Source organism: Streptomyces sp. NPDC002690 (genome assembly GCF_053592415.1).
Window position 1 is genome coordinate 1 of the sequence record NZ_JBSFVR010000138.1, and the last position, 18,431, is coordinate 18,431.

The 18,431-nt window shown below is 71.3% G+C and carries 18 protein-coding genes; 7 read left to right on the forward strand and 11 right to left on the reverse strand.

All coding sequences use genetic code 11. The features are described 5' to 3' along the window. The first annotated feature begins 101 nt into the window (after positions 1 to 101). On the forward strand, positions 102 to 875 hold the full coding sequence (locus ACWD3D_RS18675) for a hypothetical protein (protein WP_451461939.1): 774 nt from the start codon (positions 102 to 104) through the stop codon (positions 873 to 875). Between the two features lie 38 nt (positions 876 to 913). Here ACWD3D_RS18675 and cimA read toward each other — a convergent pair whose 3' ends face one another. Then, positions 914 to 2,521: a citramalate synthase gene (gene cimA, locus ACWD3D_RS18680; protein ID WP_451461940.1), complete on the reverse strand. Its 1,608-nt coding sequence runs from the start codon at positions 2,519 to 2,521 to the stop codon at positions 914 to 916. Positions 2,522 to 2,797: 276 nt separating this feature from the next. Then, positions 2,798 to 4,135, reverse strand: coding sequence for an MFS transporter (locus tag ACWD3D_RS18685; protein WP_451461941.1), 1,338 nt, complete (start codon positions 4,133 to 4,135; stop codon positions 2,798 to 2,800). Positions 4,136 to 4,370: 235 nt separating this feature from the next. On the opposite strand from ACWD3D_RS18685, the gene ACWD3D_RS18690 reads away from it, so the two are divergent. Next, positions 4,371 to 4,913: an NUDIX domain-containing protein gene (locus tag ACWD3D_RS18690; protein WP_451461942.1), complete on the forward strand. Its 543-nt coding sequence runs from the start codon at positions 4,371 to 4,373 to the stop codon at positions 4,911 to 4,913. Positions 4,914 to 4,982: 69 nt separating this feature from the next. On the opposite strand, the gene ACWD3D_RS18695 is transcribed toward ACWD3D_RS18690, so the two are convergent. Next, positions 4,983 to 5,180, reverse strand: coding sequence for a CsbD family protein (locus ACWD3D_RS18695; RefSeq protein ID WP_328719227.1), 198 nt, complete (start codon positions 5,178 to 5,180; stop codon positions 4,983 to 4,985). 159 nt (positions 5,181 to 5,339) lie between these two features. Here ACWD3D_RS18695 and ACWD3D_RS18700 point away from each other — a divergent pair, with 159 nt between their 5' ends. After that, the gene (locus ACWD3D_RS18700) at positions 5,340 to 5,990 is read left to right on the forward strand and encodes an HAD family hydrolase (RefSeq protein WP_451461943.1); all 651 of its coding nucleotides are present in this window, start codon (positions 5,340 to 5,342) and stop codon (positions 5,988 to 5,990) included. Between the two features lie 326 nt (positions 5,991 to 6,316). Here ACWD3D_RS18700 and ACWD3D_RS18705 read toward each other — a convergent pair whose 3' ends face one another. Beyond that, on the reverse strand, positions 6,317 to 7,408 hold the full coding sequence (locus ACWD3D_RS18705; RefSeq protein ID WP_451461944.1) for a branched-chain amino acid aminotransferase: 1,092 nt from the start codon (positions 7,406 to 7,408) through the stop codon (positions 6,317 to 6,319). A 253-nt stretch (positions 7,409 to 7,661) separates the two neighbouring features. After that, positions 7,662 to 8,702, reverse strand: coding sequence for a 3-isopropylmalate dehydrogenase (locus tag ACWD3D_RS18710; RefSeq protein WP_451461945.1), 1,041 nt, complete (start codon positions 8,700 to 8,702; stop codon positions 7,662 to 7,664). 129 nt (positions 8,703 to 8,831) lie between these two features. Here ACWD3D_RS18710 and ACWD3D_RS18715 point away from each other — a divergent pair, with 129 nt between their 5' ends. After that, on the forward strand, positions 8,832 to 10,421 hold the full coding sequence (locus tag ACWD3D_RS18715) for a purple acid phosphatase family protein (RefSeq protein ID WP_451461946.1): 1,590 nt from the start codon (positions 8,832 to 8,834) through the stop codon (positions 10,419 to 10,421). A gap of 83 nt (positions 10,422 to 10,504) precedes the next feature. Here the strand turns inward: ACWD3D_RS18715 and ACWD3D_RS18720 are convergent, their stop codons facing one another. The 5 genes from ACWD3D_RS18720 to ACWD3D_RS18740 form a co-directional block, all read right to left on the reverse strand. Beyond that, the gene (locus ACWD3D_RS18720) at positions 10,505 to 10,636 is read right to left on the reverse strand and encodes a hypothetical protein (protein WP_328719235.1); all 132 of its coding nucleotides are present in this window, start codon (positions 10,634 to 10,636) and stop codon (positions 10,505 to 10,507) included. A gap of 697 nt (positions 10,637 to 11,333) precedes the next feature. Further along, positions 11,334 to 12,392 (reverse strand): iron-siderophore ABC transporter substrate-binding protein, encoded by a 1,059-nt coding sequence (locus ACWD3D_RS18725; RefSeq protein WP_451461947.1) that lies wholly within the window; start codon positions 12,390 to 12,392, stop codon positions 11,334 to 11,336. A 113-nt stretch (positions 12,393 to 12,505) separates the two neighbouring features. After that, positions 12,506 to 13,336, reverse strand: a complete 831-nt coding sequence (locus tag ACWD3D_RS18730; protein ID WP_451461948.1) for an ABC transporter ATP-binding protein — start codon at positions 13,334 to 13,336, stop codon at positions 12,506 to 12,508. Positions 13,337 to 13,409: 73 nt separating this feature from the next. Beyond that, positions 13,410 to 14,504: a FecCD family ABC transporter permease gene (locus ACWD3D_RS18735; RefSeq protein ID WP_451461949.1), complete on the reverse strand. Its 1,095-nt coding sequence runs from the start codon at positions 14,502 to 14,504 to the stop codon at positions 13,410 to 13,412. Then, positions 14,501 to 15,571 (reverse strand): FecCD family ABC transporter permease, encoded by a 1,071-nt coding sequence (locus ACWD3D_RS18740; RefSeq protein ID WP_451461950.1) that lies wholly within the window; start codon positions 15,569 to 15,571, stop codon positions 14,501 to 14,503. The genes ACWD3D_RS18735 and ACWD3D_RS18740 overlap by 4 nt, the downstream gene beginning before the upstream one ends. Before the next feature lie 272 nt (positions 15,572 to 15,843). Here ACWD3D_RS18740 and ACWD3D_RS18745 point away from each other — a divergent pair, with 272 nt between their 5' ends. After that, positions 15,844 to 16,446 carry an MSMEG_1061 family FMN-dependent PPOX-type flavoprotein gene (locus ACWD3D_RS18745; protein WP_451461951.1) on the forward strand — a complete coding sequence of 201 codons (603 nt, stop codon included), beginning with the start codon at positions 15,844 to 15,846 and terminating at the stop codon, positions 16,444 to 16,446. 74 nt (positions 16,447 to 16,520) lie between these two features. On the opposite strand, the gene ACWD3D_RS18750 is transcribed toward ACWD3D_RS18745, so the two are convergent. After that, positions 16,521 to 17,135 carry a CGNR zinc finger domain-containing protein gene (locus ACWD3D_RS18750; protein WP_451461952.1) on the reverse strand — a complete coding sequence of 205 codons (615 nt, stop codon included), beginning with the start codon at positions 17,133 to 17,135 and terminating at the stop codon, positions 16,521 to 16,523. A 223-nt stretch (positions 17,136 to 17,358) separates the two neighbouring features. On the opposite strand from ACWD3D_RS18750, the gene ACWD3D_RS18755 reads away from it, so the two are divergent. Both ACWD3D_RS18755 and ACWD3D_RS18760 read left to right on the forward strand, forming a co-directional pair. Next, entirely contained in the window at positions 17,359 to 18,102 is a 744-nt protein-coding gene (locus ACWD3D_RS18755; RefSeq protein WP_451461953.1) for a metallophosphoesterase, read from the forward strand. A 28-nt stretch (positions 18,103 to 18,130) separates the two neighbouring features. Further along, on the forward strand, positions 18,131 to 18,431 hold a 301-nt coding region (locus ACWD3D_RS18760; protein ID WP_451461954.1), incomplete at its 3' end, for a LysE family translocator.

The following is an 18,431-nucleotide window of genomic DNA, read 5'->3' on the forward strand; positions in this document are numbered from 1 at the left end:
GGTTGCCGGAGTCCGGCAACCCGGACCGCCCGCAGACTGCCGTGGACCCGGGGTGTATTCCTGTCTCTGGCTGATGGATGCTGAGGCGGAGGGGGTAGGCCATGACAACGACGCGGGCGAGGGCTCACACCACGGAGGGACAGCCGCACGAGAAGGGCGCGGGCCGGCGATCGACGGGTCGGACGCGGTTCGCGGGCGTGCTGATGATCCTGCTGTCCCTGGTGTCGGCGGCGGGCTGCTACGCGGTGTTCTCCTGGTGGCTGCCCACCGAAGGCGAACGCCTCCAGGACTACCGCGCGGCCCAGTCGTGCTCCTCGCGCACGGTGCGGCAGGGGTCGACGGACTGTCTGAGCACCTTGCGCCTCACCGTGGAGAAGACGGAGAGGAAGCACGGGGGGAAGAGCTATTACTACGAGGCGACCCTGACGGATGAGGACGGCTGGCGGGGAACCGTGCGGGCCGGCGGCGAGGAGGGGCCGCTCCTGGGAGAGCTCGCACCCGGCGACCAGGTCTCGGCCACCGTCTGGCGGGGTGACATCGTGGTGGTCGGCAAGGACGGCGAACGGCAGAACACCCCGCAGGCACCCCGTGACGAGCTCCAGATGAACGCCGCCGCCGGCGGGTTCGCCGCGCTCCTCGCGGCTCAGGCCTTCGTGTTCGGGGCGGTGCGTCTCGCCCGGCCCCGCGCCTACCGGTCCTACCTGTGGTACCCGGACGGCAATACGCTGCTCACCATCAACTTCGGGATCTGCTTCGGGGTGGGTCTGCTCGCGGTGTGGATCGGCACCCCGTCGTGGACCGTGCTCGCCGTCGCCGTACCCCTGGGAGCGATCGCGGCGACGGTGACGCGGTACCGCGCGCGGCAGGGACGGTGAGTGTGCCGCCGGACGTCCGGCGGCACACTCATCACGCCTTATTCCGTGGGCTCGACCCCGGCCCGCAGCAGGCCGAAGGTGTACGCGTCCTCCAGCGCCTGCCAGGACGCGGCGATGACGTTCTCCGCGACCCCGACGGTCGACCATTCGCCGGTTCCGTCGCCGGTGGTGATCAGTACCCGGGTGGTGGACTCGGTGCCGGTACGCCCCTCCAGGATGCGGACCTTGTAGTCGACCAGTTCCAGCTTGGCGAGCTGCGGGTAGATCCGCTCCAGGGCCACCCGGAGCGCCCGGTCCAGGGCGTTGACGGGGCCGTTGCCCTCGGCGGTGGCGACGATCCGCTCGCCCTTGGCCCAGAGCTTCACGGTCGCCTCGTTGGCATGCACGCCGTCGGGGCGGTCCTCGACGATGGCCCGCCACGACTCGGTGCGGAAGTAGCGGGGCGGGGTGCCCGCGACCTCGCCGCGGAGCAGCAGCTCGAAGGAGGCGTCGGCCGCCTCGTAGGTGTAGCCGCGGAGTTCGCGCTCCTTGACCCGCTCGACGACCCGGCCGACCAGCTCGCGGTCGCCACCGAGGTCGATGCCGAGCTCTTTGCCCTTCAGTTCGATGGAGGCACGCCCCGCCATGTCGGAGACGAGCATCCGCATGCTGTTGCCGACGAGCGCGGGGTCGATGTGCTGGTAGAGGTCGGGGTCGACCTTGATCGCGGAGGCGTGCAGCCCGGCCTTGTGGGCGAAGGCCGAAACTCCCACGTACGGCTGGTGCGTGGAGGGGGTCAGGTTGACGACCTCGGCGATGGCGTGGGAGATGCGGGTCATCTCGCCGAGCGCGCCCTCGGGGAGCACCGTCCTGCCGTACTTCAGTTCCAGGGCGGCGACGACCGGGAAGAGGTTGGCGTTGCCGACGCGTTCGCCGTAGCCGTTGGCGGTGCACTGGACGTGGGTGGCACCCGCGTCGACGGCCGCCAGGGTGTTGGCGACGGCGCAGCCGGTGTCGTCCTGGGCGTGGATGCCGAGCCGGGCGCCGGTGTCGGCGAGCACGGTGGAGACGACGGCCTGGACCTGGGCGGGGAGCATCCCGCCGTTGGTGTCGCAGAGGATGACGACGTCGGCACCGGCCTCGGAGGCGGCGCGGACGACGGACTTCGCGTACTCGGCGTTGGCGCGGTACCCGTCGAAGAAGTGCTCGCAGTCGACGAAGACCCGCCGGCCCTGCTCGCGCAGGTACGAGACGGTGTCGCGGACCATCTCCAGGTTCTCGTCCAGGGTGGTGCGCAGGGCGAGTTCGACGTGCCGGTCGTGCGACTTGGCGACCAGCGTGATCACCGGGGCGCCGGAGTCGAGCAGCGCCTTGACCTGCGGGTCCTCGGCGGCCTTGCCACCGGCCCTGCGGGTCGCGCCGAACGCGACGAGCTGGGCGTTGGCGAAGGTGATCTCCTGCTGGGCGCGGGCGAAGAACTCGGTGTCCCGGGGGTTGGCGCCGGGCCAGCCGCCCTCGATGAATCCGACGCCGAAGTCGTCCAGGTGCCGGGCGATGGTCAGCTTGTCGGCGACCGTCAGGTTGATGCCTTCACGCTGTGCACCGTCGCGCAGAGTGGTGTCGAAGACATGGAAGCTGTCGTCGGTGGCGGTGGCCTTAGTGGTCATGCTGATGCGACTCCTGTCGGATGAGTGGATCCGGACTATCGGGCTCCACTTGCCCCCATCATCCCGCGCACGCCGCCCCGGCCTGGGTGGGGGCCGGAAAACGAAAAAACCCCTCGCGGGTGCGAGAGGTCTGCGCGCGGGTCTGGGGCACGATGAGCGTGCCGTACATGGTGGTACGGGACGTCACTGCGGACCGGCGCGCCTGCTGCCAATAATCGTGGACAACGAGGACACGGGAGCAGTTTGGCACAGCACCGCCCCCGTGACGGGCCCGTCTCAGAATGCGGTCGTGACACTCGTCTCGCCCGGGGCCCGCCCCGGGGCGTCTCCGGCCGCCTCTCCCGCGCCGATCCGGTGCAGGTCCAGGTCGCGCGTCTCCCGCATGGACAGGTAGACGACGAGCGAGACGGCCGCGCAGCCGGCCACGTACCAGAAGTACCCGGACTCCACGCCCGCGTCCTTGAACCAGAGCGCGATGTACTCGGCCGTCCCCCCGAAGAGCGCGTTGGCCACGGCGTACGGGAGCGCCACCCCGAGCGCGCGGATGCCGGTCGGGAAGAGCTCGGCCTTCACGCAGGCGTTGATGGAGGTGTAGCCGGTGACGACGACGAGGGCCAGCAGCGAGAGGCCGAGGGCGGGCCAGAACGTCCCGGCGTGCTTGAGCATCATCATGACCGGCACCGTCAGGAAGGTGGACCCGACGGCGAACCCGATGAGCAGCGGGCGCCGCCCGATCCGGTCGGAGAGCAGCCCGGCGAGCGGCTGGAGGCACATGAAGACGAAGAGCGCGCAGAAGCTGACGAGGGTGGCGGTGGACTTCTCCATCCCGGCGCTCTTGGAGAGGAATTTCGTCAGATACGTGGTGTACGTGTAGTACGCGACGGTGCCGCCCATGGTCAGCGCGACGACGAGGAACGCCTCGCGCCGGTGCGCCCAGAGGGCCTTGAGGGTGCCCCGGTCGGCGTCCTCGGCGGCGCCGGACTCCGCGTAGACCTCGGTCTCCAGCATGGTGCGGCGCAGGTAGAAGACGACGGCCGCGCCGAGCGCCCCGACCACGAACGGCACCCGCCAGCCCCAGTCGTGCAGGGCGTCGTCGGAGAGGGTGTGCTGGAGGAGGATGAGGAGCCCGAGTCCGATCAGCTGGCCGGCCGTCATCGACACGTATTGGAAGCTGGAGGCGAACCCGCGCCGGTCGGGCCGCGAGGCCTCGGTGAGGTACGTGGCGCTGGCCGCGTACTCGCCGCCCACCGACAGGCCCTGGAGCAGCCGGGCCACCATGAGCACGGCCACCCCTCCGTACCCGGCGACCGCGTAGGTCGGGGCGGCGGCGATGAGGATCGCGGAGGCCGACATCAGCGAGACGGTGAGGGTCAGCGCGGCCTTGCGGCCCCTGCGGTCGCCGATCCTCCCGAGGAGCCAGCCGCCGACCGGCCGCATGAAGAACCCCACGGCGAAGATGCCCATGGTGTTCATGAGGTTCGCGGTCCCGTTGCCCTCGGGGAAGAAGGCGTCCGCGAAGTAGACCGCGAACGTCGCGTACACGAACCAGTCGAACCACTCGACCATGTTCCCGGCCGAACCGACCCAGATCCTCTTCCACTGCTCTCGTCCCATGGTCGGCCACCGTGCCGCACGCCCGGGAGCGCGGACAAGGGAGCGGAGGGGAACGATCCGGTTTACTTGCGTACGTTGCGTACACCGGCGGAGCGGTCCGGCTCCGGGGGCGAGAGGCACGAACCGTCGGCGATGTTCGGCGATGGTCGGCGATCGCACCCAACGGCGCTGCCCGGTGGGCGGGTTGGCCCGCACCTCCGCGATTCCACCGCAGCGGCCCGGGGTAGAGCCCCTCATGGCCACGAGCACACCCCCGACCGACCGCGCCCCGACCGACCGCACCCCGGCCGTCACGGTCCGGGTCTGCGCCGCGATCGTCGAGAGCGGGGAGATCTGCCTCATCCGCCGTACCCGCCCCGGCGGGGAGCAGCACTCCCTGCCCGGCGGCCTCCTCGACCCGGACGAACAGGTGCCGGACGCGCTCGCCCGGGAGCTCCGCGAGGAGCTCGACCTCGACGTCGGGGTGCTGCCCGATCCGCCCCGGCTGCTCTGGGCCCAGGATCAGATCACTACGCGGCCCGGCCGTCCCGGTACGTTCCGCCGGCTCCACCTGATCCACTCCCTGGTGCTTCCCCGCCGCGTCCGGGACTCCCTGCCGGACACCGAGCAGGACGCCGAGTACCCGACCAGCGTGGTGTGGGTCCCCCTGGCGAAGGCGGCGGACCTACACCTCTATCCCGCCGTGGCCGAGGTGCTCAGCCTGCTGCTGACGGCCTCCGGCCCACCCCGCCCCGTACTGCTGCCGCCGATCACCGACCGGACGTACCGCTGGCGCTGATGCGACGGCCGGAACGCCGACGGGCCCCCGCCCGGAAAATGGCGGGGGCCCGGAACGCGAGTAAGGGACTCACTCGTCGTCGGTGATCAGCGGGTCCTTGGGGCCGGTCTTGTCGCGCAGGTTCCTGCGCGCGTCGCCCACGGCGTCCTTCGCGGCACCCTTGGCCTGGTCGGCCTTGCCTTCGGCCACCTTGCCGCGGTTGCCGGTCATCTTGCCCATGGCTTCCTTGGCCTTGCCCTTGACCTTGTCCTTGCTTCCCTCAGTCACGGGGCCTCCTCGGACGGACGAACCTTGCACTGCCAACGTAGGTCACCCCGGCAGTGCCTGCAGGACGGCGCCTGCCCGGCCCAGCCCCGGTGAAACGGGGGGCGGGCCGGACGACCGCTACCGGGCCCCCGCGCCACGCCGCACAGTAGGGTCGGCCCGGTGATCGAGACCATCGTCTTCGACGTCGGCGAAACGCTGACCAACGACAACCGGTACTGGGGCTCCTGGGCCGACTGGCTGGACGTCCCCCGGCACACGATGAGCGCCCTGGTCGGAGCGGTGGTGACCCAGGGCCGCGACAACTCCGACGCGCTGCGCCTCGTCCGCCCCGGCATCGACGTCGAGGCCGAGTGGCGGGCCCGCGAGGCGGCGGGCCGGGGCGAGTACCTGGACGAGTCGGACCTCTATCCGGACGTGCGGCCGACCCTGGGCCGGCTCCGCGAGCTCGGCGTCCGCGTGATCGTCGCGGGGAACCAGACGGCCCGCGCCGGAGAGTTGCTGCGAGCGCTGGAGCTGCCCGCCGATCTCGTCGTGATGTCCGAGGAGTGGGGCGCCGCCAAGCCGGACCCCGCCTTCTTCGCCCGCGTCCTCGGCGTCTCCGGCACCCGTTCCGAGCACACCCTGTACGTCGGCGACCACCCGGTCAACGACGTGTTCCCGGCCCACGCGGCGGGCCTGCGCACCGCGCACCTGCGGCGCGGCCCGTGGGGCCACTGGTGGGCCGACGACCCGGCCGTCCGCGCCACGGCTGACTGGTCGGTCGACTCGCTGGGTGAGGTGGCGGAGCTGGTGCGGGGGGAGCGGGAGTAGAAGCGGGAAAGCGGGTACGGCACCGCCTGGGCCGACCGCGCGCCATCGGCCGGCGAATCGCCCGCAGATCGAGAGAACGGTGGCCGATGCCGCGCGTCCATGGCCGCGCGCTCCAGGTACTTGCCCGTCGTTCAGCCGGATGCCTCTCGCCGAGCCGCGCGGGCCGGTGCCGCACGTCTGGCGTCACTCGTCCAGCTCGATGACGAAATCCACCACGGTCACCTGACGCACGCCCCGTTCGCACCCCGTGCGCAGCCCGAAGGCCGCGCCCGGCAGGACCCGGGCGCGGCCTTCGTACGTGGTACGCGGTGGAACACAAGCGGCCGTCAGTCGCCCAGCGGGTGCATCCAGCCGTGGGCGTCCTCGGCGATGCCGCGCTGGATGTCCAGCAGGCGCTCGCGGAGCTTCAAGGTGATCTCGCCGGGGTTGCCGTCGCCCTGGACCCACTCCGCGCCGGCCGACTTCACGGTGCCGACGGGGGTGATCACGGCGGCGGTGCCGCAGGCGAAGACCTCCTTGAGGGTGCCGTTCGCGCTGTCCTCGCGCCACTGGTCGATGGAGACCCGACCCTCCTCGGAGGTGTAGCCGAGGTCGCGGGCGACGGTGAGGAGGGAGTCACGGGTGACGCCGGCGAGCAGCGAGCCGGTGAGGGCGGGGGTGACGATGTGGTTGTCGTACACGAAGTAGAGGTTCATCCCGCCGAGCTCCTCGACCCACTTGTGCTCCACGGCGTCGAGGTAGGCGACCTGGTCGCAGCCCTTGGCGGTGGCCTCGGCCTGGGCGAGCAGGGACGCGGCGTAGTTGCCGCCGGTCTTGGCGTCGCCCATGCCGCCCGGGACGGCGCGGACGCGGTCCTCGGAGAGCCAGATGGAGACCGGCTTCACGCCGCCGGCGAAGTAGGCGCCGGCCGGGGAGCCGATGACGAGGAAGAGGTACTCGTTGGCGGGCTTCACGCCGAGGCCGACCTCGGTGGCGATCATGAACGGGCGAAGGTAGAAGGACTCCTCGCCGCCGTGCGCCGGGACCCACGCCTTGTCCTGCTGGACCAGCACGTCACAGGCCTCGATGAAGGTCTCCACCGGCAGCTCGGGCATGCCCAGTCGGTGCGCGGAGCGCTGGAAGCGCTTGGCGTTGGCCTCGGGGCGGAAGGTGGCGACGGTGCCGTCGGGCTGCCGGTACGCCTTCAGCCCCTCGAAGATCTCCTGGGCGTAGTGCAGGACCATCGTCGCCGGGTCGAGGGAGAGCGGGGCGTACGGGACGAGCTGAGCGTCGTGCCAGCCGCGGCCCTCGGTCCACCGGATGGTGACCATGTGGTCGGAGAAGTGGCGGCCGAATCCGGGGGCGGAGAGGATCGCCTCGCGCTCCGCGTCGGACAGCGGGGACGAGGTGGGCTTGAGCTCGATCGTGGGCGTCGTCATGAGTGCGTGTCCTTCACCGTATCTGTGTGTGAGGGACCGTGCTCCCGCCCGCTCCCGCCCGCAAGTGCGAACAAGTGCGAGGACGTCCGAGCATTGCCGCGAGACGCGGCCCCACGTTCGATTATCGCTCGTGGAAGGCCGGGCACGAAATGGCGTGGTTCACGGTCCCGGGGTCGATGGTGGCACCCGGGGCCGCACGCGAAGAAGCCGCCGGGTGCCTTTGCGACCCGGCGGCTTCTGGAGAGTCGTCGGGTCAGCCCGCTACGCGTACCGCGAGCGCGTCGCCGATCTCGTCGGTGGTGCGGGTGGCCCCGTCGCGCTCCGCGAGGTCGGCGGAGACGGCTGCCTCGATGCGTACGGCCTCGGTGTCGTAGCCGAGGTGGCGCAGCAGGAGGGCGACGGAGAGGATCGTGGCCGTGGGGTCGGCCTTGCCCTGGCCGGCGATGTCGGGGGCCGAACCGTGGACCGGCTCGAACATCGACGGGAAGGCGCCGGTCGGGTTGATGTTGCCGGAGGCGGCCAGGCCGATTCCACCGGTGACGGCGGCGGCGAGGTCGGTGAGGATGTCGCCGAAGAGGTTGTCGGTGACGATGACGTCGAAGCGCTCCGGCTGCGTGACGAAGAAGATCGTCGCCGCGTCGACGTGCAGGTAGTCGGTGGTGACCTGGGGGTACTCGGCCGCGACCTTGTCGAAGGTGTTCTTCCACAGGTGCCCGGCGAAGACGAGGACGTTGTTCTTGTGGACCAGCGTCAGCTTCTTGCGGGGGCGGGCGGCGGCGCGGTCGAAGGCGTCGCGGATCACGCGCTCGACACCGTACGCGGTGTTGACGCTGACCTCGGTGGCGACCTCGGCGGGCGTACCGGTGCGCAGCGAACCGCCGTTGCCGGTGTACGGGCCCTCGGTGCCCTCGCGCACGACGACGAAGTCGATGTCGGGGCGGCCGGCCAGCGGGGTCGCCGTGTTCGGGAAGAGCTTCGACGGCCGCAGGTTGATGAAGTGGTCGAAGGCGAAGCGCAGCTTCAGCAGGAGCCCGCGCTCCAGCACGCCGGACGGGACCGAGGGGTCACCGATCGCGCCGAGCAGGATGGCGTCGTGGCCCTTGAGGGATTCGAGCTCCGCGTCCGGGAGGGTTTCACCCGTACGGTGCCAGCGCTGGGCTCCAAGGTCGTACTCCTTGGTCTCCAGCTTCACATCCTGCGGGAGGACGGCGTTGAGGACCTTCAGGCCCTGGGCAACGACTTCCTGGCCGATTCCGTCACCGGGGATCACTGCGAGATTGATGCTGCGAGACATGACCGCACTTTAGCCCTGCGTCCCACCCCATGACACCGGCCGTCCACTATACGGACACATGGTGAGCTGTACGCGTGCCGTTCACCTCACGGACGGGATCGGGTCACTCCGGAAGTAGATGTTCTGGCCATGGACATCCCTCGCTTCGGCATCCCCGAGAAGCTCGCCGCCCGCATGAGCATGGCGGAGCAGCACGAGTACCTCCGCACCAAGCTGACGCGCCGCGGCGTGCTGCGTACGAGCGTGGCGACCGCCGCCGTCGCCGGTGCGGGCATGGGTACCGGCCTCCTCACGGCCTCCCCCGCCGCGGCCAGCTCCTCCAAGAGCTCCCCGACGGTGCTCACCTCGCGCTCCACCACGCAGGTGGACGGCTCGCTGGTGGCCCCGTTCGGCCGGCACCTCGCGTACGGCGCCGACCCGAAGACGCAGATGAGCGTCTCGTGGCAGGTCCCCTTCGCCGTGAAGCGCCCGTACATCCGCATCGGCCTCAAGCCGTGGTCGCTGAGCCGCCGCATCGACGCCGAGGTACGCCACCTCACCACGCCGACGCTGAACAACGGCGCGATCGCCGCCGCCGAGCAGTTCTACGTGCACGCGAGCCTGGAGCGCCTGCAGCCCGGCACGACGTACTACTACGGCGTCGGCCACGACGGCTTCGACCCGGCGGACACCCGCAACCTGGGCACGCTCGGTACGTTCACCACCGCCCCCTCGCGCGCCGAGAACTTCACCTTCACGGCCTTCGGCGACCAGGGCGTCAGCTACCACGCCCTCGGCAACGACCAGCTGCTGCTCGGCCAGAACCCGGCCTTCCACCTGCACGCGGGCGACATCTGCTACGCCGACCCGTCGGGTTCCGGCCAGGAGACCGACGTCTACGACGCGCGCACCTGGGACCAGTTCCTCGCCCAGACGGAGACGGTCGCGAAGACGGTGCCGTGGATGGTGACGACCGGCAACCACGACATGGAGGCCTGGTACTCCCCCGACGGCTACGGCGGCCAGAACGCCCGCTGGACACTGCCGGACAACGGCCCCGACCCGGTGGGCCTGCCCGGCGTGTACTCGTTCGTCCACGGCAACGTGGCCGTCGTCGCGCTGGACGCCAACGACGTCTCGAACGAGATCCCGGCGAACCTCGGCATCAGCGGCGGCAAGCAGACGAAGTGGCTGGACCGCCGCCTCGGCGAGCTGCGCGCCCGCAAGGACGTCGACTTCGTCGTGGTCTTCTTCCACCACTGCGCCTTCTCGACCACCAACGCGCACGCCTCCGAGGGCGGGGTCCGCGAGGCGTGGGTACCGCTGTTCGAGAAGCACCAGGTGGACCTGGTCATCAACGGCCACAACCACGTGTACGAGCGCACCGACGCCCTGAAGAAGAACGCGGTCTCCCGCAAGGTGCCGATCGGCGAGCGCACGGACCCGACCCGCGACGGCATCGTGTACGTCACGGCCGGCGGCGCGGGCAAGTCGCTCTACAACTTCCCCGCCCCCGACACGTACGAGGGACACGTCCACGACCAGGAGAGCGTGGACACGTACTACGTGGCCAAGGGCGGCGTCCACGCGGCCGAGACCGTGGAGTGGTCCCGCGTGCGCTACACCGGCTACTCGTTCCTCGCGGTGGAGGTCTCGGTCGGCCAGCACCCGAAGATGAAGGTCACCGCCCTCGCCGAGTCGGGTGCGCGCATCGACCACTTCGAGGTCAGCCGCGGCTGATCCGGCACGGTCACCGGGTCCGGGGGGCTCCCGTCCGTCCGTCCTGCGGGGCGGCGGAGGGGAGCCTTCGTGCCTGTCGGGGCTCAGTGGCCGGTGGCCCCGCCGTTGTCGCGGCGGTCCAGGGCGCGCTGGAGGGCCGCGGCGGCGTTGTCGCGCTCGGCTTCGGTGGGGCGGGGGGTGTGACGGACGCGGCGGCGGACGGTGGTCTCTGCCATGGGGGAACGCCTCCTGAGAATCACGGATGTCACGGGTATCGATGTGTCACGGATATCGGGGGCACGACCGGCCGCCGCGGGGAACGCGTGGGCCGGGGCCGGACCCGGTCGCGCTGGGGACGGCGGGTGACGCGCTGCCGCCGGCCGCGGAAGGAGCCGGGTGAACAGGGTGAGAAACGCCGGAAGGTGCGGGAGCGGACGCCGCAGGGGTGGCCTGCATCGGGCGTGCCCGCTCACCACCAGTCGCTGGTAGAAGCGAATCGTTCGGCTCCTACAAAACTAGGACACCCGGGGCGCCCTGTCTCCACAATTACTCGGACTTCCTACTATCTGAGACGACCCGGTCCACGTCCGCACCCGCACTCCACCCGCGCACGCCCGGCCCACGCGGGATTTTTCCTGTTCAGAGGTGCCGGACAGCCGACCGGACAGCCGAGCCGCAGAGGCGACCGCCACTTTGGCCGGGTGCGTCTTCGCGGGACATGTCCGGCATGATCAACCCGCCCGGCCCTGGACGACCGACCCGACCCCGAAGCCCGGCCGCCGCTCCACACTCCCAGCCCCCTGCCCCGGCTCCCGGCTCCCGGCCCCCGGCTCCCGGGGAAACGGACCGGGCCGGTGGGACGGGCGCGACCGTGCGCCCGTCCCACCGGCCCGGAGACTTGGAGACCTGGAGACCTGGAGACCTGGAGGTTCTCTACTTCTTGACGTACTTCGCGAACTCCGGCACCACGTTGTCGATGGCGTAGGAGGTCGAGAGGATCGAGTCGGTGGCGAACGCCTGGCTCAGACCGTCCTGGTCGAAGACCATCGCGTGGCCGTCGGCCACCGCGGGGATCTTCTTGTACAGGGCGTCGGAGGCGACCTGGGCGGGCGTGACGCCGATGGGCGCCATCACGAGCAGGTCGGCGTCGAACTGGTCGAGGTTCTCCTCGGAGACGCTGACCGAGAACGCGTCACCGGCCTGCTTCTCGATGACCGGGTTGTTCTTGAAGCCGAGCCGCTCGACGAAGTCGACGCGACCGGTGCCCGAGACGTACGCACCCCAGCCGACCGAGGTCTTGGAGGCGAGGGTGACCGTCTTGTCCTTGAACTCGGGGTGCGCCTTCGCCGCGGCGGCGAACTTGTCCTCGACGCCCTTGATCAGCTTGTCGCCCTCGGCCTTCTTGCCCAGCGCGGTGGAGACCATCTGGGTCTGCTGCTCCCAGGACAGCTTGTACTGGTCACCGCCCTTCGGGACGCCGATGACCGGGGCGATCTTGCTGAGGGTGTCGTAACGGGTCTGGTCACCGCTGGACTTGGTGTCGAGGATCAGGTCGGGCTTGAGGGCCGCGATCTTCTCGTACTCCGGCTCCATGGTGCCGATCTTCTCGGGGCTCTTGGTGTAGAGCCCCTTGGCCCACGGGCCGACACCGTCGCCGCCGAAGGCCAGCCAGTCGCTCTCGCCGACCGGCTGCACGCCGAGGGCGAGCGCGGTCTCCGCGTCGCCCCAGCCGAGTGCGACGACCCGCTTGGGCTGCTCCTTCACCGTGATGGAGCCGAACTTGGTGTCGACGGACACCGGGAAGGCGCCGGTGGAGGCGGAGGCGGCCGACGAAGCGTCCTTGGCGGAGTCGCCGGAGTCGTCGGAGGAGCAGCCGGCCGCGCCGATCAGCACGGCGGCGAGCGGAAGCGCCAGCAGGCCGAGTGAGGCACGGGAGCGGGTGGGGGTACCGGAACGACGGGCAAGGGGGTTCCGGAGACGCACGTTCTTCATGCCATGAGGTTAGCCTAACCTTAATTTGCGCCATCCACGAGGGGGGCGATAAGCGCAATTCGCCCCCCTTCAGGGCGAGTTGGGCTCCCGCAGGCTTCGGGCCCGGGCCGCGCTCAGGCGGCGGGCGCGTCCTGACGAGCGGCGGCCGGCACGTGGTGGCGGCCGATCGGCACGATCATCGGGGTGCCGGAGGCCGGGTCGGGGACGACCGAGCAGCGCATCCGGAAGACCTCGGTGACCAGTTCCGCGGTCACGATCTCGGTGGGGCGGCCCTCGGCGACGATCCGGCCGTCCTTCATCGCGACCAGGTGATCGGCGTAGCGGCAGGCGAGGTTCAGGTCGTGCAGCACGGCGACCATCGTCACCCCGCGCTCGCGGTTGAGGTCGGTGAGCAGGTCGAGGACGTCCAGCTGGTGGCTGATGTCGAGATAGGTGGTCGGCTCGTCGAGCAGCAGTACGTCGGTGTGCTGGGCGATCGCCATGGCGATCCAGACGCGCTGGCGCTGGCCGCCGGAGAGCTCGTCGACCGGGCGCTCGGCGAGTTCCAGTACGTCGGTGGCGACCAGCGCCTCGGCGACCGCCGCGTCGTCCTCGGCGGTCCAGGAACGCAGCCAGCCCTGGCGCGGATAGCGGCCCCGGCCGACCAGGTCGGCCACGGTGATGCCCTCGGGGGCCACCGGGGTCTGCGGGAGGATGCCGAGGATGCCGGCGACCGACTTGGTCGGCATCGACCGGATGTCCTTCCCGTCCAGCAGGACCGTTCCCGCCGAGGGGGCGAGGAGCCGGGCCAGGGACCGCAGCAGGGTGGACTTGCCGCAGGCGTTGGGGCCCACGATCATCGTCACGCCGCCCGGCGGGATGTCGATGTCGAGGTCCTTGACGATGTCCCGGCTGCCGTATCCGAGGCGCAGTCCGCGCGCTCCCAGGCTGTGTTCCGCGCTCACGCGGCACCTCTTTCCCGATTGTCCAGGTGGTCCTGCTTGCGCGGACGGTGGTGGCGGTCGGACGGCGGGCGGATCATCCGCCCTGTCCCGAACGGTTGGCACGGATCAGCAGCCACATCAGGTACGGGGCGCCGATCATGCTGGTGACGACGCCCACCGGGAGCTGTCCGGAGGCGCCCACCGGCAGTTCGACGAGGTCCAGCACGTGCTGTGCGACGAAGTCGGCGACCAGCACCAGCAGAGCGCCGGTCAGCCCGGAGGCGACCAGCGAGGCGCCCCGCCCGGGGGCCAGCCAGCGGGCGACGGGCGCGGACACGAAGGCGACGAAGCCGACCGGTCCGGCGGCGGCGGTCGCCACCCCGGCGAGGGCGACGGCGCAGCAGAGCAGTTGGAGCCGGCCCCGCTCGGTCCGGGCGCCCAGGCCTGCGGCGGTGTCGTCGCCGAGTTGCAGCACCGGCATCTGCCGGGCCGCTAGGAAGAGCAGCGGCAGCAGGACGACGAGTGCCCAGGCCAGGGGTTGCAGCAGGTCCCAGGAACGGCCGTTGAGACTGCCGGTGAGCCAGAGCAGCGCCGACTGCGCCTCGGTGACCTCGGAGCGGGTCATCAGGTACGAGACCACGCTGGACAGCCCGGCGCCGATCCCGATGCCGACGAGGACGAGCCGGGCGCCGGTCACTCCGCGGCGCCAGGCGAGCGCGTAGATCAGCGCGGCGGTGAGCAGCGCTCCGGCCAGCGCGAAGACGGAGAGCAGCACCCCGCTGACCGCGAAGAGCGAGGAGGCGAGCACCGCGGCGACGGAGGCTCCCGAGCTGATGCCGATGACGTCGGGGCTGGCCAGCGGGTTGCGCAGCAGGCTCTGGAAGACCGCGCCGGAGAGCCCGAAGGCGACCCCGACCAGGATGGCCATCAGGGCGCGGGGCATCCGCAGCTCGCCGACGATGAACCAGGTGGCGGGGTCGGCGCGCCCGGTGAGGGCGGCGAACACGTCGGAGAGCGGTATCGCCATGTCCCCGTACGCCAGCGAACCGCAGAGGGCGGCGACGGTCGCGACGGCGAGGACCACGCAGACCGCGAGGTAGCGGGCGCGGCCGTTGCGGCGCACCCGGACGACCTCGCGCACCGCTTCGGGGGCGGCGGACACGGACGGGGTGGCGGCGGGGGCGGTCACAGTTCCACCAGCTTCCGTCGGCGGACCAGGATCACGAAGGGGATGCAGCCGATGACGGCGGTGACGATGCCGACCTGCACCTCGGCGGGCCGGGCGACCAGGCGGCCGACGATGTCGGCGACGAGCAGCAGGATCGGGGCGAGGACCGCGCTGTAGGCGAGGACCCAGCGGTGGTCGGGGCCGGTGATCAGCCGGGCGGCGTGCGGGACGACCAGCCCGACGAAGCCGATGGGTCCGGCGATCGCGGTGGCCGCGCCGCAGAGCAGGACCACGGCGAGGGCTGCGGCGGCGCGAGCCACGCCCACCCGCTGTCCGAGGCCCCGGGCCACGTCGTCGCCGAGGGCGAGGGCGTTGAGCTGGGGGCCGAGGGCGAGGGCGAGGAGGGTGCCGGCCACGATGAAGGGGAGTACCTGCCAGAGCGCGTCGGTCTCCCGTCCGGAGAGCGAGCCGACCTGCCAGAAGCGGAACTGGTCGAAGGTCTTGCTGTCGGTCAGCAGTACCGCGGTGGTGAGCGAGCCGAGGAAGGCGGTGGTGGCGGCCCCGGCGAGCGCCAGTTTGACCGGGGTGGCGCCCTCCCTGCCGATCGAGCCGACCCCGTAGACGAAGAGGGCGGCGAGCAGCGCGCCACCGAAGCCGAACCAGATGTACTGCCCGGGGGCGGTGAGGCCGAGAACGCCCATGGCGAGGACCACGGAGACGGACGCTCCGGCGTTGACGCCGAGCAGGCCGGGATCGGCCAGGGGGTTACGGGTGACACCCTGCATGAGCGCTCCGGCGAGGCCGAGGGCGACTCCGGCGAGGATTCCGGCGCAGGTGCGCGGGATGCGGACCGTCCGGACGATGACGTCGGTGCGCCGGGCGTCGTCGGGGCTGACCAGTCCGTGCCACACGTCGGCGAGGGGTACGTGCCCCGATCCGACGGCGAGGCTGACCGCGGCGATCACGACGAGGGCCACCAGCCCGGCCACCAGGCCTGCGGCGAGTGCGGGGCGGGAGCCCTTGCGGCGGACGCCACCGGCCGGCGGTGCGGTGCGCGCCGCGGGCAGGGTGGCGGAGGCCGGGGTCACCGGGCACCTGTCGCGGTGGCCGGTATCGCGTCCGGCATCGTTCGCTCCTCAACGGGCTCCGCGGAGAGCCGGTAACCGGTTCCACGCAGGGGGAATGCCCGCCAGGAGATAACCCGAGGGCCTACAGTAAGGTGACCCTAACATTGTACGGGTGTGCGGAAAAAACCGGTCCGAGTAGGAATGATCCACGGATCGACCGTCCAGATCCAGCCACCCAGGCGTGCCGACGAGGATCGGCGCGTACCGCCAGGTCACCTGCCAGGAAGTCCGTCTTGCACCCCAGCACCGCAGCGCCCGCCGTCGTACCGTCCACCACCCCGCTCCCCCGCGACGGCTGGGTGGAACTCACCGCCCCCGATGAACTGACCGAACTCCTCGGCGCCCCGCACCCGATCGTCATCGAGAAGGTCCACGACAGACTGACGGAGGAGGACCTCCGGCTCATCGGCCAGTCCCCGCTCTGCACGATCGCCACCTCGGACGCGGCGGGCAACTGCGACGCCTCACCGAAGGGCGGGGAGCCGGGCTTCACGCTCGTCCTGGACGAGCGCACCCTCGCGCTGCCGGACCTGCCGGGCAACCGCCGCTCGGACGGCTTCCGCAACATCCTGCAGAACCCGCACGTGGGCCTGCTCTACTTCATACCCGGCGTCATGGACGTACTGCGGGTCAACGGCCGCGCCCGGGTCCTGCGGGACGCGCCGTTCTTCGGTGAACTGGCGGACGCGAAGGGCGCCCGGCCGCAGCTCGCGCTGCTGGTCGAGATCGACGAGATCTTCCGGCACTGCCCGGCGTCCCTGCGCCGCTCGGGAGTCTGGAAGCCGGAATCGTGGGGCACCGGCGCGCCGGCCACGATTCCCGGGCAGCGCGGCTGAGGCGACCGGGACCGGGGCGGTCTCCGGACACGCCGGGCCCTCAGGGCCTGTATCGAGGTCCGGTCAAGGTCCGGTCAGACCGGGGCGGAACCGCCCTCGGCCACCGCTCGCCGGCGCTCGTAGTGACGGGCGGCGCGGGCGCGGTTCCCGCACGACGGCTTGCACCACTCCTGCCGCCCGTGGCTCTTGACGAAGTAGCGCACGCAGCGGGGCGCGGTGCAGGAATGCAGTTCCGGGCGCTGCGGGCCGCTGAGGAAGTCGATGGCGGCGCGGGCCAGAGCCGCGACGAGCCGTACGCCCGGATCGTCCTCGGCCGACAGCAGCCGGGCGACGGGGACTCCGCCGGCGGGCCAGTCCAACTGCGGGGCGACCGGCTCCAAGGCCGCCGCCGCGTTGAGCCGGGCGACCGCCCGGTCGACCGGCATCAGGCGGTGGGCGTCCGCCGGACTGGGGGGAGCGGGACGGACGGCCCTGGCGAACAGGGCCCGGACCGCTTCACGGACCTCGACGATCCGCAGCCTGAGCTCTCCGTCCGCCGCGAACTCCGCCGGGACCCGGCCGGCCAGCAGCTCCCCGCACTCCTGGATCCAACGGGTCGTCCCCGGGACGGTGGCGAGGTCGTCGGCGATGCCGCCTTCTCCGTCGTGACGGATCGTGCTCGCCAGTTCCAGTGCCAGCCAACGCTCCACGAGGCGTCTCCTTCCAGTTCCAGCCCTGCGCCCGGTCGTCGGCCTCCATCCTCACACCCCACCACCTCTAACGGAAAATCAAAAACTACCGTTAGAGTCTGCGGCGGGTGGTGACACCTGGCCGACGCCACCGTGTCGCCCGGGCGACGACACCCGGGCGACGCGTGCAGTGTCGCCGCACGGGTCGGTGGCCGCAGCCGCCGCGACCGAGGGAGACGACGGAATGACCCTGTTGCTCGCACAGATCAGTGACCTGCACCTCGACGGCGGCGAGCGGGCGACCCGGCGCGCCGTCCGCGTCATGGACCACCTGCGGGCCCTGCCCCGGCCGGTCGACGCCCTTCTGGTCACCGGGGACATCGCCGACCACGGCGACGAGGCCGAATACGAGGAAGCGGCCCGGATACTCACCGCCCCGTTCCCGGTACTCACGTGCCCCGGCAACCACGACGAACGCTCCGCCTACCGCAAGGCCCTGCTCGCGGAGGCGCCCGGCCACGGCCCCGTCAACCGGGCCCACCACATCGGCGGCACCACGATCCTGATGTGCGACTCCACCGTCCCGGGCCATGACGAGGGCCGTCTCGCCCTGGAGACGCTCACCTGGATCGACACCACGCTCGCCGCGCTGCCCGAAGACGCCCCGGCGCTGATCGCCTTCCACCAGCCGCCGATCCGGCTCCACCACCCGCTGCCCGACTCCTTCATGCTCGAAGAGCCCGGAGAACTCGCCGCCCTGCTCGGCGCGTACCCGCAGGTGGCCGCGGTCCTCACCGGACATGCCCACACCTCGGCGGCCTCCACCTTCGGGGGGCGTCCGCTGATCGTCGGACCGGCCGTCACCTGGACCCTGCGCCTGCCCTGGGAAGGCGACGAGCCCGCGGACCGCGAGCAGCCCCCCGGCCTCGCCTTCCACGTCCTGGACGACGACCGACGCCTGACCACCCACTACCGCGTCGTGCTCTGATCCCGACGCGGCGACGCCCGGAGGCACCGTGATCCGCCCCTATGCCGTCGCCGGGTTCCTGGTGGCGATCCTTCCCTTGATCGCCACCCCGGGCGCCAGCCTGGCCCTGCTGGTCCAGCACGTCACCGACACCGGCCGCCGGCAGGCGCTTCCCGTCATCCTCGGCACGGTGACCGGTTTGTACGTCCACGCCGCTCTCGCCTTGGCAGGTCTGTCGGCCCTGGTCATGCATTCGAGCCAGGCGTTCGCCGCCGTCAGGCTCACCGGCGCCGCCTACCTCGTCGGCCTGGGCATCTGGACGTGGCGTTCCGCCTCGGCGGAACGCCACG

Bases quoted from the DNA above. Each gene is read 5' to 3' on its own strand.
- ACWD3D_RS18710 (WP_451461945.1), bottom strand. From the start codon at position 8,702: ATGTCTCGCAGCATCAATCTCGCAGTGATCCCCGGTGACGGAATCGGC.
- cimA (WP_451461940.1), bottom strand. From the start codon at position 2,521: ATGACCACTAAGGCCACCGCCACCGACGACAGCTTCCATGTCTTCGAC.
- ACWD3D_RS18675 (WP_451461939.1), top strand. From the start codon at position 102: ATGACAACGACGCGGGCGAGGGCTCACACCACGGAGGGACAGCCGCAC.
- ACWD3D_RS18685 (WP_451461941.1), bottom strand. From the start codon at position 4,135: ATGGGACGAGAGCAGTGGAAGAGGATCTGGGTCGGTTCGGCCGGGAAC.
- ACWD3D_RS18690 (WP_451461942.1), top strand. From the start codon at position 4,371: ATGGCCACGAGCACACCCCCGACCGACCGCGCCCCGACCGACCGCACC.
- ACWD3D_RS18725 (WP_451461947.1), bottom strand. From the start codon at position 12,392: ATGAAGAACGTGCGTCTCCGGAACCCCCTTGCCCGTCGTTCCGGTACC.
- ACWD3D_RS18755 (WP_451461953.1), top strand. From the start codon at position 17,359: ATGACCCTGTTGCTCGCACAGATCAGTGACCTGCACCTCGACGGCGGC.
- ACWD3D_RS18705 (WP_451461944.1), bottom strand. From the start codon at position 7,408: ATGACGACGCCCACGATCGAGCTCAAGCCCACCTCGTCCCCGCTGTCC.
- ACWD3D_RS18720 (WP_328719235.1), bottom strand. From the start codon at position 10,636: ATGGCAGAGACCACCGTCCGCCGCCGCGTCCGTCACACCCCCCGCCCC.
- ACWD3D_RS18715 (WP_451461946.1), top strand. From the start codon at position 8,832: ATGGACATCCCTCGCTTCGGCATCCCCGAGAAGCTCGCCGCCCGCATG.